Below are 12,771 nucleotides of genomic sequence, written 5' to 3'. Positions count from 1 at the left end.
TCCCTGACTTACGGGAGGTGCGAATGCGTCACGATCCGATGCTGCCGCCGCCGGTGGCGCGGGCGCTGGGGGAGTACCGGGCACTGCTGGCCGAACACGGGATCACCTGGGGCGAACCCCCGCTGACCTACGTGACGGTCATGAGCCATCTGCGATTCCCCGACGAGACGGCCCGGATGCGGATGGACACGGCGGATCTCGACGCGGCGTTCCGCGACGCGATCGGCGGAAAGGTCCCCAGGGGCCTGAGCGTGCTACGGCTGACCCCGGACGGGCGCCGGCTGGAGGCGGGCACGCCGCTCGTACGGCTGTCGCCCACGCCGCTTCCGGTCGTCCTGCTGGTCGACTCCGTCCTGGAGAGCCCGGTCACCGTCGTCGCCGACGGCGTGCCGTACGAGATCGGGGCGGGCGGAGCGCGATTGCTGGACATCACGACCGACACGGCCCTGACCGTGGACGGCCGGGCCGTCGACCTGTCTCCGCTGAGCCGGCCGGCCGTGCCCGCTCGGATCCGCCTGCGCGCCGGCTTCCCCTGCCGCTGGACGGTGATGACGGAGGGCGGCCAGGGCTGGTATCCGGACTGCGCGCCGCCGCGCCGCGACAACTCGGACACGCCGTTCTTCCACGGCGACGACATCACGCTGGACGTGCCCGCCGAGCCCGTCACCATCCGCGTGACGCGGGGCATGGAGTACGGCACGGCCGAGACCGTCGTCGTGCCCGAGCCGTGGCGCGAGACGCTCGTCGAGCTCACCCCGGAGCGGCTCTACGACGCGGCCGCCCGCGGCTGGTACGGCGCCGACCTGCACGTCCACATGAACTGGGCCGGCGACCTGGTGGCCGAGCCGGTCCAGGCGGCGGCCGCCCAGCACGGCGAGGACCTGCACGTGCTCAACCTCGTCGCGGGCAACGTGTCAGGTGCGAGGGTCTACGACAGCGAGGCCCTTGAGCACTGGGCGGGCCGTGACCTGCCCTGGTCGGACGCCACGCACATCGCCCGCATGGGGGTGGAGTATCGGAACGATCTGCTCGGACACGTGCACGCGTTCGCCGTGGCCGGTCCACCCGCGATCTACCACACGGGTTTCGGTAAGGACGCCGACTGGCCGCCTAGCGGTGTCGCCTGCGGTGAGCTGCGGGAACCGCACGCCGTGCTCGGCTACGCCCATCCCTTCCACGGCCCGGTGTCGTCGCCGGAGGACATCATCGGGGAAGGCAGGCGAAATTGTTCGTCGCGTGCCCTGGTGGTCGACGCCGCGCTCGGCCTGGTGGACGGCATGGAGCTGCTGCACTTCTCGGACCTCGACGACCCGCCGGGCACGGTCGAGGTCTATCGGCGGCTGCTCGGCGCGGGCGTCCGCCTCGCCGCGCTGGCCGGGACCGACACCATGCTCTCCTTCACCCGGCAGGACACCGTCTCCAGCCCGCCCGGCTGGGAGCGGGTCTACGCCCGGCTCGACGGGCCCCTGTCGGCGGAGAGCTTCGCCCGTGCCGTACGGCGGGGCCGTACCTTCGCCACCACCGGGCCGTGGCTGGAGCTGGCGGTGGAAGGGCGTGAGCCGGGCGACACGCTGGAGCCCCTGCCGGGCGACCGGGTGACGGTGACGGCCCGCACGGTCGGGCCGGAGGTCGAGCGCGTGGAGATCCGTACGGCCGACGGCCCGATCGCCGAAGGCCCCGGCGGCGAGCTGACCACATCCCTGGTCGTCGGCGAGCCCACATATGTCGTTGCCGTCGCTTCTGGCGGCCGTCACCCTCGCTCGCCGTACCGGGCAGCGTTCGCGCACACGAGCCCGGTCTATCTCGACGTTGCGGGCCGGCACGTCGCCCGGCCAGAGGACGTCCAGTGGTGCCTGCACTGGCTGGACCTGCTCGAAGCCCTCATCCGGGACCACGCCCGCCTGCGGACCCGCTCCCAGCTCCGCGACCACCTCGACCTCATCGAGAAGGCCCGCGCCGTCTACGAGTCCCGACTGGACTGAAAGGGAGGGCTTATCCCCGCGTGCGCGGGGAGCACTGGAGCCCACGGGACAGAATGTATGCGGGCATGGGACCATCCGCCGCACCCTTTCTGTCTGGGGGCTCTACTTCTCGATCTACTCCTCGTACGTGCGCGGATGAGGGCAAATAGACATGTGACCGCGCAGCTCAGCGGGCAATTCCCAGCAGCAGGTCTCGCCACATCACCTGTGCCCGGGAGGTGATCAGCCGCTCGGTCTCGCGTACCTCGGGCTTGGCTCCGCGGGTGCGGTCGGTCCGGCGGATGAACATCAGCCCGCCTGCGGTGCACAGCTCGTACGACACGGGCACGCAGTCGTCACACGTGTGCTGGACGACCCGCGCGTACGTCGTCCGCCGCGTGTCCGGTAGCCATCGCAGCCGCACGCAATCGGGCTGCTCTGGCGGAAGATGCAGACCAAGACAGGACGGGGGAAGCTTGCCCGGATCGTCCGACCGAGAGACGCTCACGCCGTTGCCGCCGAGTCGGCCGCGCTCACCTGCTCGGTCACGTTCTCCTGCTCCGGGGTCGTCTGCTCGGCAAGGCTTTCCTGTGCGGAGATGGCCAGGCCCAGCTCGCGAAGATCATCGGCGTCGACTGTACGGCAGGCCCCCGCCGCCTCGGCGGCCACGGGGAACGGCCGCTCCCGCGACGCCCACAACCGCCCCTCATCGCTCCGCATGATCCTCCACCCGGCGAACGCCGCGCCGGGGAAAGTCGCTCTATCGTTCTTCATAGTCAGGGCTCACCTCCTGATGAGGGTCCGTCTGGTCGTGGCCGCGACAGGCGGACCCGCTTTCACGCAGGCGGTGGTTATCTCGATCCTGACCTGCGTGACGGGCTTGGACGTCCCTCATGCTGGTGGGTGGAGCGGTCGTGAAGTGACACAGCAAGTGTCACTGATCGTATTATTTAAGTTACTCCGAGCCAATCGGCGAAGCCGGCGAGTGCTCCACTGCTGGCGCGGTTGAGCCGCAGCAAGGTCTCGATGTCCTCACGGACCCACCGGTGCTCCCGCGTGTGCTGGGGCGCGATAAGGCGAGCGGCCCGCAGCGACTCGAAGGCCGCATCCCTCATACCGGCCCACAACTGCGCCCGCGCGAGCTCGATGAAGAAGCCGCTGCGGCGTTCGGCGGGTATCCCGGCGGGGGGTGTCCATGTTTTCGCGAGATCGAGAGCGGGCCCGAGGTGCGGGTCTCCGAGGCTGACGGCGACTGACACCTCGTGGATGCGCACGGAGTCCGGCCCGAAGGCCGTCCCGTAGTAGATGCCCTCGCGAACCGCGTCGCCGAGTCGCCTGGCCTCGCCGAGGTGGCTCAGTGTGGCCTCGGTCTGGCCCCCGCGTGCCGCGACGACGGCCGCTCGCATGTGCAGTGCCCCCAGTACGCCCAAGTGTTGGGGATCCTTGCCCTCCCGGGCCGGCAGGCGAGCGATCTCGGATTCAAGCGCTCGCAACCCCGCACGATAGGTGTTCGTGGCGAAGAAGATCTCCGTGCGCACGTAACCTGTCGAGGCTGCAAGGAGAGGGTCTTCGGTGAGCGCGGAGGCGTCGCACATCAAGTCGATGAGCCGGGCTGACAGGTCCAGATACCCGTACTTGAAGGCGACCGCGTCGGCTGCGCGATAGGCGGCTACCAGCAGCGGTGCGAGGTTAGAGGCCGTCTGTAGCCCGCGAATGAGCTCCGTGAGCAGGTCGGGAAGCACGTGTGACAGCCGGACGTACTGGGCTTCCAAGCGCCACCGCACCGCTTCATCTACGGCAGCCTGCAGTTGCGGCAGGGGGCGTACCGGGCCGTCGTTGGGAAAGTCGCAGGTGGTGATGACTTTCCGGAGCAGTGGGATCGAGTCATGGACCCTGCCGTCACGGCGATCGGTGCCGTTCAACAGCCGAGATGGATCAACATTCAGAGCTGCTGCGATGGCGTCGAGCATATCGTCGCTCGGTTTGCGGACCCCTTGCTCCAGCTTCCGGATCATGCTGAGTGAAACGCTGGCGGCGTGGGCGAGGTCGGCCTGCGTCATGTGACGCGCGCTGCGCAGCGCGGCGATGCGCCCTCCCGGGCCGCCGTCAGGTTTCCTTGGGGTAGACACGGGGGCTTCGTCCGGTCCTGGAGAGGAGAGCGGGTAGTTCGGCCAAGCTGCTAATCCGCCAGTCGGCGGGCACGGAAGGGTCGTCGCCCCATAAGCGCCCCCAGGGGCCCCGCCGGATAAGGCAGGTCAGCAAACCCGCTGCCCTCGCCGGGACGACGTCGTTGGCAGGATGATCGCCGACGTATACCGTCTCCTCCGGAGGCACCCCGGCCAACTCGACAACACGATCGAAGAACGCCGAGTCCGGTTTCGCCACCCCCCACTCCTCTGACGTGGTGATGGCATCGACGGGAAGATGCAGCCCGCGCAGCAGCTCGCCCGCCTTGGTCGTCTGGTTTCCAGCGACGCAGACGCGCAGTCCCAGATCCCGAAGCGCCTGCAGCCCGTGTCGTACGTCGGGATACAGATCGGTCTCATCCAAGAATTCGCCCTGCCCGGATTCGTCACGTTCCCGGCGGGCCGCATGTACATCAATGCCGGGCCGGATGAGCCGGATGGCCTCCGCGTTGTCCAGCCCGAGGGCTGTCACCGCGCCGACGAGAGCCGACAGCGTGTGGCGGGGCACGCCCAGCCAGTCCGCCCACGATCCCCAGTACCGATCGTCGCGGACGAGCGTCTCGCCAATGTCGAACACCACAGCCCTGACCACGCCAGTAGCGTAAGTCAGCCCACCGTCAAAACGGTCCGACACCGGGGGAGTCTCCTCGGCCATCGGGTTCCGCCAACGCGCCGAACCTTCCCCGCGTGCGCGGGGAGCACATGGCCGGCACGTTCGCCGGCACCGACTCGTGGGGACCACCCCCGCGTGCGCGGGGAGCACCCGAGGAGGATCGCGGCGGCGCATACCCCCTTGGGACCATCCCCGCGTGCGCGGGGAGCACCCGAGGAGGATCGCGGCGGCGCATACCCCCTTGGGACCATCCCCGCGTGCGCGGGGAGCACACTTCTCGCCATACCCCAAAAATGAACGCGAAGGGACCATCCCCGCGTGCACGGGGAGCACAGTAAACCGGGACGCTGTTCGGGCGTCTCATAGGGACCATCCCCGCGCACGCGGGGATGGTCCCGGTGTGCGCGGCCCGGGTCGGGTTGGTGAACAGTGCTCCCCGCGCACGCGGGGATGGTCCCACCGACACAAAGCGCGGCACCAGCACCACCTACTGTGCTCCCCGCGTACGCGGGGATGGTCCCCGCCCTGGTCTCCCCGCGGACGCGGGGATGCGTGCGCGGGGAACGCTGGCACATGCGACAAAGTGGCGTCCCAGATGTGGGCACCATAGGCTGTCTAGCGCAGGATTACTGCGCCAATAGCCTAATGACAGGCTGGCAAGAGCCGATCCATGGGAGGTCGCGCGTGCTGATCCGCGTTCGGATGGCCAACCACCGGTCCTTTCGGGACGAACACGAACTGTCTTTGATCGCCACCGAGTTCGACGAGGGGACAGCGCGTGAGACCGGTCTGCGGCACCGGGGGCGCGATGTCACGGTGCAGCCCGTGCTGGGGGTGTTCGGAGCCAACGCGTCGGGGAAGACCAATCTGCTCGATGGCTTCCGGCTCATGCGTGACGCGGTACGGGACTCGTTCGCTGACTGGGGCAAAACACCGGAGACGGTCCCTCGAGAGCCGTTCAAGCTCGATCCGGCATGCAGGGAAGAGACAAGCCTGTTCGAAGTGGACCTCGTACTGGGGCGGACTCCTGTCCGCTACACCTACGGCTTCGAGCTGTCAGACGAGCGAATTGAGGCTGAGTGGCTCCATGCGTACCCGCATGGTCGCCGCAATGTCTGGTTCGACCGGGAGGCGGACCGGCCGGCATCTCAGGGAGGCGAGTTCGTCTTCAAGGGGGAGGGATACAAGGGGGAGCGTGAGGCTTTGGTCAAGCTGACTCGCCCCAATGCCTTGTTCCTGTCCGTCGGCGCCACCCTCAACGATCCCCAGTTGTCGCTGATACATCGATGGTTCGTCAACGACCTGTGGCCGATGACATCGGGAAGGAACTCCCGTGCCCAGCTGGGGATGACCGAGAACCTCCTGGTCCATCCAGTTCGGGCACAGGACTATCACCGGCGGATAGTACGGCTGTTGCGATCAGCTGACTTGGGTGTCACCCGTCTCGATATGGATCCGGAGACCGGCAAGATCAGGTTGTGGCACCGCACACCGGATGGTGGGGAGATGCCGCTCGACTTCCGTACGGAAGAGTCCCTGGGCACGCATGCCTGGTTCACTTTCCTGGGGCCGATGCTCACCGTACTGGAGCAGGGTTCGGTTCTCCTGGTGGATGAATTGGACTCCAGCCTGCATCCAACCCTCGCCGCCGAGGTCGTCCGGGTCTTCCAAGATCCCACGTCTAATCCGCGGGGTGCGCAGCTCATTTTCACCACGCACGACGCGACCCTGTTGGGTAGCGCGGTGCTCGATCGCCCGCTGAGCCGTGATCAGGTGTGGATCACGGCCAAGAAACGTTCCGGGGAAACGGAGTTGTACCCGCTGACGGAGGCGAAGCCGCGGAAGGAGGAGAACCTCGAGCGCGGCTACCTGCGCGGTCGGTATGGTGGGGTCCCCCGAGTCACCGCGGGGGAGATCGCCCAAGAGCTGTCCTGGCAGGAGGCGAAGACGACGGCGTGAGCAGGCGGAGAAGACGGGGCGGCCTGGATGACGAGCGCCCGCTGGTACGGAGATCCGGCGCGCTCTCCCGCGAGGTGAGAGTGATGTATGTGGCCTGTGAGGGCGAATCCACCGAGCCGGACTATCTCCGTTACCTGAACGAGCAGTTCGGCGATGGTGATGACGGGAGACGGCCTTTCCGGATCCAGCCGGTGTACCGCAAGAACGGGATGACCCCGGCCAAGGTTGTCGAAGCCGTACGAGAAGCCGCTGCCGAAGATGAGGCGTGGGCGCTCTTCGACCGTGACAGCCATCACGAAATCCCGCAGGCGGTGAAGGCAGCAGCCGCATCAGGGATCGAGTTCGCCTTCTCGCATCCGTCGTTCGACCTGTGGCTGCTGCTGCACTTTCAGATGCTCACCGGGGCACAGAGCGGCAGCAGCAAGATTGTGGTGGAGAAGTTACGGCAGGCCACGGACGCCTTCAAGGACTACGACAAGAGGGGTGACAAGAGCGTTAAGGGGGCGCGACGCGACGCCCTGAAAGGGCGGGAGGGCAGTGCGGTGGCGCATGCCCGGGGCCTGGTGGCCTCCTGCGCCGCCGGTCGCTGCACCCCGGCCCATGCCAAGACGGAGCCGGTCGGACGTGATGCCGGACCATGGTCCACTCAGGAGTGGGCGGCCCGATCCGGGCACGCCCTGGACTGTCCGATCTCCCAGCGTGATCCGTCGACCGACGTCTGGCGCTTGCTGGTCGCTCTCGGTATTCACCTGGGCGGGAACTGAGCGGGGTCAGGCGAGAAGCGTGCGGCCCCAGTGGTCGCCGGCGTCGGCGAGCCCCGGCGGGCAGGCGAAGACACCGCTGGAGACGTGCTTGATGTACTCGTTCAGCGAGTCCTTGGCGGCCAGCGCCCGCTGGATCGGGACGAACTGCTTGCGCGGATCGCGCTGGTAGGCCATGAAGAACAGCCCGGCGTCGAGCCTGCCCAGGCCGTCGGAGCCGTCGACGTAGTTGTAGCCGCGGCGCAGGATGCGGGCGCCGCCGTGCACGGAGGGGTGGGCGAGCCGTACGTGCGAGTCGTCGGGGATGACGGGCCTGCCGTCGGGGCCGGTCCTGGCGAAGTCCGGCTCGTCGAACTCGGCCTTCCCGGTGAGCGGCGCGCCGACGCCCTTGTCGCGGCCGAAGATGGCCTCCTGCTCCGCCAGCGGGGCGCGGTCCCAGGTCTCGATGTGCATGCGGATCTTACGGGTGACCAGGTAGGCGCCGCCGTCCATCCAGGCCGGGCCGTCTCCGGGGGCGGCCCACAGGTGCTCGCGGAGCATCTCGGTGTCCTCGAGCTTGAGGTTGGCGGTGCCGTCCTTGAAGCCCATCAGGTTGCGCGGCGTCGCCTGGGCGCGAGAGGTCGAGGACGTACGGCCGAAGCCGAGCTGGGAGTAGCGGACCGACACCTTGCCGAACCCGATCCGGACCAGGTTCCTGATCGCGTGCACGGCCACCTGGGGGTCATGGGCGCAGGCCTGGAGGCAGATGTCGCCGCCCGAGATCTCCGGTATCAGCGCGTCGCCGCGGAAGGAGGGCAGGTCGGCCAGTGCGGGTGGCCTGCGGTCGGCGAGGCCGAAGCGCTTGTCGAACAGCGACGGGCCGAAGCCGATGGTGAGCGTGAGACCGGAGGCGGGCAGGCCGAGGGCCTCGCCGGTGTCGTCGGGCGGGGCCTGCGGGTCGCCGCCGAGGGCGCCGAACGTGCCGGCGTCCTTGCCCTGGGTCATCCGGGCGGCGGCCGCCGTCCACTCCTGGAGCAGCTCGACGAGCTCGGCCTTCTTGGTGGTGGTCACGTCGAGCGCGACGAAGTGCAGCCGGTCCTGGGCGGGGGTGACGATGCCCGCCTGGTGGGGGCCGTAGAACGGGACGGCCTCGGAGACCGGCGACTCGCCGCTCGCCACGGTGGTCGAGTCGCCGCCCAGCGAGCCTGCGGCCAAAGCTCCGGCGCCGACGGCACCGGCCGCGGCCACGCCCGCAGCCCCCAGGCCGAACAGCCTGCGGCGGCTTATCTCGCCGGACTGCCCGCCGCGCTCCTCGCCCGGCGCCTCGCCGGTCCGTCCGCTCACTTGGCCACCACCGCGGCCACCTTGCTGATCGGCTCGGCCAGGGCGTTGATGGCGTCGGACAGCAGGCGCAGGTCGTCCTTGGACAGCTCGGTGTGCAGCCGCCAGCCGTCGCCGGACCGGTGCCGCTCCAGGGCCTGCTCCGCCGCAGCGAACTTCGCGTCGAGCGTCTTCACCAGGTCGGGCGCCCGCTCCTCCAGCACCGGCCGCAGCGCCTGGACGGCGGCCTTGCTGCCCTGCAGGTTGGCGTCGAAGTCCCACAGGTCGGTGTGGGAGTAGCGGTCCTCCTCACCGGTGATCTTCCCGGTGGCGACCTCGTCGAGCAGCTCCTTGGCGCCGTTGGCGAGCTGCACGGGCGACAGCTCGGTCGCGTTGGCCTTCTCGACGATGGTGGTGACGTCGGTCATCAGCTTGTCGGCGAGCGGTCCGTCCCCGCTGATGTCCTTGTCGACCCACAGGTCCTTCTCGATGCGGTGGAATCCGGTCCACTCCTCGCCCTCGGCCACGTCGTTCTCCCGGGCGTCGATGGCCGGGTCGAGGTCGCCGAAGATCTCCGCCACCGGCTCGATGCGCTCCCAGTACGTCCTCGCCACGGGGAAGAGCCGCTTGGCCTTGTCGATGTCGCCGGCCTTGACGGCCTCGGCGAACTCCTTCGTCTTGACGAGCAGCGTGTCCGACTGGCTCTTGACGTAGCGCTTGTAGCCGGCGACCGCCGCGGCGAGCTGCGCGTCCTGCGTCAGCGGCCTGTGCTCGCCGGTGACCTTGAGCGGGTTGCGGATGCCCTTGCCGATCATGCCGGGCTTGCAGGCGGTCTCGTACAACCCGGGCGGGAGCTCGACGACCATGTCGCGGGTCAGGCCGGGGACGATGTTCTCGACCTCGCCCATCACCCGGTCGCCCGCCGCGTAGACGTAGAACTCGGTGACCTTGCTGCCGTTGTTGGTCACGGTGAACGTCGAGGTGCCGGCGGGCAGCTCGGCCGTGCCGACCGCGCATGCGGTGTCGGTGGCCGCGACAGTGATCTTCTTGTCCGCGGCGTCGCCGTCCGCCCCTGAGGACGTCTCGGATGAGCAGGCGGCGAGGCCGGCGAGGGCGAGTGCGGCCGCGGCCGCGGCTATGGGGGTGCGCATGTGGACTCCGTGAATTCCGGATCAGACGGCCTGCTGGGCCTGTGTGGGCACGGGGGCAGCGGGCGTCCGGCCGGAGGACCTCAGGAAGAAGAAGAGGACCGGCACCGCGTAGACCACCCAGGCGATGGTCTCCAGCACGCTCGGCTGCGGGGTGATGTTGAACATGCCGCTGAGGAGCGTCGAGTACCAGGCTCCGGGGTCGAGCACGCCGCTGATGTCGAAGGCGTGGGTGGCGAGCCCGGGCAGCACGCCCGCCTCCTGCAGGTCGTGCACGCCGTACTTGAAGATGCCCGCGGCGACGAGGATCAGCAGCAGCCCGGTCCAGGTGAAGAACCTGGTGAGGTTGATCCGCAGGGCGCTGCGGTACAGTCCCCAGCCGATCGCGACGGCGGTCAGCAGCCCGAGGGTGATGCCGATCAGCGGGCTGGCGCTGGTGGTCGCGCCCTGCACCGCGGCGAACCACAGCAGCGCGGTCTCCAGCCCTTCCCGCGCGACGGCGAGGAAGGCGACCACGGCGACCGCGGTCGCGCCGAGCCGGAGGGCCTCGCCCAGCTTCTGGCGGAGCTCGCCGGACAGCCGCCGTGCGGCCGAACGCATCCAGAACACCATGAAGGTCACGAAGACCGTCGCGGCGAGGGAGGTGACGGCGTCGAACAGCTCCTGCCGCTGTGCGGAGAGGTGCGTGGCGGTGAAGGTGAGCAGTGCGCCGAACCCGATCGACAGCGCGAGTGCGGCGCCCACCCCGGCCCATACGAGCGGAAGCCGGTCACGACTGTCGCTCTTCACCAGGAAGGCCACCAGGATCGAGACGACGAGGGCCGCCTCCAGGCCTTCGCGCAGACCGATCAGGTAGCTCGCGAACACGGTGCCCCCTCTGAGAGCCGGTAAGCCTGACCTAACTTAGGCGAGCGTTACCTTACTCCTGATTCCGTACGCCGGTGCAGCGGGGGTAGCCATTTATCTCCCCCTCGTAATGCGGCCACAATCCGGCGCCGCGCCGGCGTGTCGGCCGCGATAAATGAGTGGCGTCCCCGGCCGTCGCCCATTTAACCTGGCTCGTGTCCTGCCGCCTGCTCCCGGAGGGTTCGTTGAAGCTCTGAGGTCATGACACCGCGCTCGACCACCGCCCTGCCGGTGGCCCGGCGCAGCGACCTCAGGACCCTTCCTCGCGGCGTCCCGATTCCCGGCCTGTGCCCGCGGTGTCTCCACGCGCATATCCGTCGTCACCGCCCACATCCGGGGAGCCGCCCATGTCTTCTGCGTCTTTTTCAATCGTCTGTACGGACTTGTCCTTTCATTGGCCCGATGGCACCGCCGTGTTCGAGGACCTCCGATTCGCATTCGGCACCGGCCGCACCGGGCTCATCGGGGCCAACGGGTCGGGAAAGTCGACGTTGCTCAGGATCATCGCCGGGGAGCTGACCCCCTCGGCCGGCGCCGTCGGCGTGACCGGCGGCGTCGGCTACCTGCCGCAGAACCTGCCGCTCGGCGCGAGCCGTACGGTCGCGGACCTGCTCGGGATCACCCCCGCCCGGCGGGCCCTGCACGCGATCGAGCGCGGGGATCTCAGCGAGGCGAACTTCGACGCGGTGATCTGGGACGTCGAGGAGCGCGCCCGCGCCGAGCTCGACCGGCTCGGCCTCGGCGAGGTGGACCTCGACCGGACGGTCGCCACGCTCTCCGGCGGAGAGACGATGCTGGTCGGGCTGGCCGCGCGGTTCCTCGCCGAACCGGAGATCCTCCTGCTCGACGAGCCGACGAACAACCTCGACCTGGACGCCAGACGGCGGCTGTACGACGCCGTCTCGTCCTGGACGAGGACGCTGGTCGTGGTCAGCCACGACCGGGCGCTGCTCGAACTGGTCGACCAGATCGCCGACCTGCCGGCCGCACGGACGTTCGGCGGCACGCTGAGCGAGTACGAGGAGGTGCTGGCCGTCGAGAGGGAGGCCGCCGAGCGCGCGGTCCGGGCCGCCGAGGGCGACGTGCGCCGCCAGCGGCGCGAGCTGGTCGAGGCGCAGACCAAGCTGTCGCGCAGGACGCGGTACGGCAACAAGATGTACGAGAACAAACGCGAGCCGAAGATCATCATGCAGGAGCGCAAGCGGCAGGCCCAGGTGTCGGCGGGCAAGCACCGCACCATGCACGAGGAGAAACTGTCGGAGGCGCGCGAGCGGCTGGCCGAGGCGGAGGATGCCGTCCGCGACGACTCGGAGATCAGGGTGGAGCTGCCCGCCACGACGGTCCCGGCCGGCCGCACGGTCCTCGTCCTCGACGGCGTCCGTACGGCCGCCGGCCCCGTCGGCGACCTGATCGTCGGGGGACCCGAGCGGATCGCGCTGCTCGGACGTAACGGGGCGGGCAAGACCACGCTGCTCCGCACGATCACGGGAGAGATCCCGCCGGTGGAGGGGACGGTCAGGGCCGGGGTTCCCGTGCGCTGTCTGCCGCAGCGGCTCGACGTGCTCGACGACTCGCTGAGCCTGGTCGACAACGTGCGGGCCGTCGCCCCGGCGGCGTCGGTGAACGCGATCAGGGCCGGGCTCGCCAGGTTCCTGTTCCGCGGCGACCGGGCCGAGCGGGCGGCGGGCACGCTGTCGGGCGGGGAGCGGTTCCGCGCAGTGCTGGCCGCGCTCCTGCTGGCCGAGCCCGCCCCGCAGCTTCTGCTGCTGGACGAGCCGACCAACAACCTCGATCTGGCCAGCGTCCGGGTGCTCGCGCAGGCGCTGTCGGCCTATCGCGGCGCGTTGATCGTGGCCGCCCACGATCTGCCGTTCCTGGAGTCCATCGGGATCACCAGGTGGCTGACGGTGGGGCCGGAGGGGCTGACGGACACATGAC

11 protein-coding genes are annotated in these 12,771 nt (G+C 69.2%); 4 read left to right on the top strand and 7 right to left on the bottom strand.

The annotated features are described in order from the left end of the window. Positions 1-23: 23 nt before the first annotated feature. Positions 24-1,982: a CehA/McbA family metallohydrolase gene (locus AP234_RS07095; protein WP_055478703.1), complete on the top strand. Its 1,959-nt coding sequence runs from the start codon at positions 24-26 to the stop codon at positions 1,980-1,982. Between the two features lie 166 nt (positions 1,983-2,148). Here AP234_RS07095 and AP234_RS07090 read toward each other — a convergent pair whose 3' ends face one another. The 4 genes from AP234_RS07090 to AP234_RS37085 form a co-directional block, all read right to left on the bottom strand. Next, positions 2,149-2,385, bottom strand: a complete 237-nt coding sequence (locus AP234_RS07090) for a hypothetical protein (protein WP_200926254.1) — start codon at positions 2,383-2,385, stop codon at positions 2,149-2,151. Between the two features lie 80 nt (positions 2,386-2,465). After that, a complete protein-coding gene (locus tag AP234_RS07085; RefSeq protein ID WP_235558001.1) occupies positions 2,466-2,681 on the bottom strand; it encodes a hypothetical protein in 216 nt (71 codons plus the stop codon). A gap of 230 nt (positions 2,682-2,911) precedes the next feature. Then, positions 2,912-4,090: a helix-turn-helix domain-containing protein gene (locus AP234_RS07080; RefSeq protein ID WP_268778018.1), complete on the bottom strand. Its 1,179-nt coding sequence runs from the start codon at positions 4,088-4,090 to the stop codon at positions 2,912-2,914. Beyond that, positions 4,068-4,802 (bottom strand): HAD family hydrolase, encoded by a 735-nt coding sequence (locus AP234_RS37085; RefSeq protein WP_160330387.1) that lies wholly within the window; start codon positions 4,800-4,802, stop codon positions 4,068-4,070. Before AP234_RS37085 ends, AP234_RS07080 begins: the two co-directional genes overlap by 23 nt. A gap of 642 nt (positions 4,803-5,444) precedes the next feature. On the opposite strand from AP234_RS37085, the gene AP234_RS07070 reads away from it, so the two are divergent. Both AP234_RS07070 and AP234_RS07065 read left to right on the top strand, forming a co-directional pair. After that, positions 5,445-6,719, top strand: a complete 1,275-nt coding sequence (locus AP234_RS07070; RefSeq protein ID WP_055478699.1) for an AAA family ATPase — start codon at positions 5,445-5,447, stop codon at positions 6,717-6,719. An 83-nt stretch (positions 6,720-6,802) separates the two neighbouring features. Next, positions 6,803-7,483 (top strand): RloB family protein, encoded by a 681-nt coding sequence (locus AP234_RS07065; protein ID WP_055478698.1) that lies wholly within the window; start codon positions 6,803-6,805, stop codon positions 7,481-7,483. Between the two features lie 6 nt (positions 7,484-7,489). On the opposite strand, the gene efeB is transcribed toward AP234_RS07065, so the two are convergent. From efeB to efeU, 3 genes are read right to left on the bottom strand one after another with little or no spacing between them, the layout of a single operon-like run. After that, positions 7,490-8,803, bottom strand: a complete 1,314-nt coding sequence (gene efeB, locus AP234_RS07060; protein ID WP_055478697.1) for an iron uptake transporter deferrochelatase/peroxidase subunit — start codon at positions 8,801-8,803, stop codon at positions 7,490-7,492. Continuing rightward, the gene (gene efeO, locus AP234_RS07055; protein WP_055478696.1) at positions 8,800-9,930 is read right to left on the bottom strand and encodes an iron uptake system protein EfeO; all 1,131 of its coding nucleotides are present in this window, start codon (positions 9,928-9,930) and stop codon (positions 8,800-8,802) included. Before efeO ends, efeB begins: the two co-directional genes overlap by 4 nt. 21 nt (positions 9,931-9,951) lie before the next feature. Next, complete coding sequence (gene efeU, locus AP234_RS07050) at positions 9,952-10,794, bottom strand: iron uptake transporter permease EfeU (RefSeq protein ID WP_055478695.1); 843 nt, start codon at positions 10,792-10,794, stop codon at positions 9,952-9,954. Between the two features lie 386 nt (positions 10,795-11,180). Between efeU and AP234_RS07045 the strand changes: the two genes are divergently transcribed. Further along, the gene (locus AP234_RS07045; RefSeq protein ID WP_055478694.1) at positions 11,181-12,770 is read left to right on the top strand and encodes an ATP-binding cassette domain-containing protein; all 1,590 of its coding nucleotides are present in this window, start codon (positions 11,181-11,183) and stop codon (positions 12,768-12,770) included. Position 12,771 lies beyond the last annotated feature (1 nt).

Source organism: Sphaerimonospora mesophila (genome assembly GCF_001417795.1).
In the GTDB taxonomy this organism is placed as follows: domain Bacteria; phylum Actinomycetota; class Actinomycetes; order Streptosporangiales; family Streptosporangiaceae; genus Sphaerimonospora; species Sphaerimonospora mesophila.
Note: the sequence above shows the minus strand (reverse complement) of the source record. Positions and strands in the feature narration are given on the sequence as shown.

Coding starts and splice junctions, on each gene's coding strand:
- AP234_RS07095 (WP_055478703.1), top strand. CDS start 24: ATGCGTCACGATCCGATGCTGCCGCCGCCGGTGGCGCGGGCGCTGGGG.
- AP234_RS07085 (WP_235558001.1), bottom strand. CDS start 2,681: ATGCGGAGCGATGAGGGGCGGTTGTGGGCGTCGCGGGAGCGGCCGTTC.
- AP234_RS37085 (WP_160330387.1), bottom strand. CDS start 4,802: ATGGCCGAGGAGACTCCCCCGGTGTCGGACCGTTTTGACGGTGGGCTG.
- AP234_RS07065 (WP_055478698.1), top strand. CDS start 6,803: ATGTATGTGGCCTGTGAGGGCGAATCCACCGAGCCGGACTATCTCCGT.
- efeO (WP_055478696.1), bottom strand. CDS start 9,930: ATGCGCACCCCCATAGCCGCGGCCGCGGCCGCACTCGCCCTCGCCGGC.
- AP234_RS07045 (WP_055478694.1), top strand. CDS start 11,181: ATGTCTTCTGCGTCTTTTTCAATCGTCTGTACGGACTTGTCCTTTCAT.